Raw genomic sequence first — 396 nt, 5'->3', positions numbered from 1 at the left:
CGATCTGGCCGTCAAGCTCGGCGTGGGCGTGCTGATGCTGCTGCCGTTTCGCCTGCTGATCGGCCGCGCCGCGGCCGCGCAAGCGCCCGTCTGAATCTGGGCCCTTCTGCGCTCCAGCCGACAAAGGACGCGCAATCTGCCACCGCCAAAGAAAAAAGCCCGCTGCAAGGTGCCTTGCAGCGGGCTTTTTCAGGCTTCAGCGCAGGTCAGTTGCGGGCCTGCAGCGCGGCAATGCGCTCTTCCATCGGAGGGTGCGTGGAAAACAGCTTGCCGATGTTGCCCGTGATGCCCATCGCTTCCATGCTCTTGGGCAGCTCCGCCGGGTGCAGGCCCCCCAGGCGCGCCAGCGCGTTGATCATCGGTTGGCGCCGGCCCATCAGCTGCACCGCGCCCGCG

General features: G+C 67.4%; 1 protein-coding gene. It reads right to left on the bottom strand.

Annotated features, from left to right (window positions below):
* Positions 1-206 precede the first annotated feature (206 nt).
* Positions 207-396 (bottom strand): M48 family metalloprotease (locus tag B2J89_RS21880; RefSeq protein WP_169170878.1); only part of this gene is annotated, 190 nt, incomplete at its 5' end.

It is taken from the genome of Acidovorax sp. SRB_24 (genome assembly GCF_012931925.1).
The sequence above is the reverse complement of the archived record's forward strand: the minus strand, read 5'-3'. Positions and strand labels throughout refer to the sequence as shown.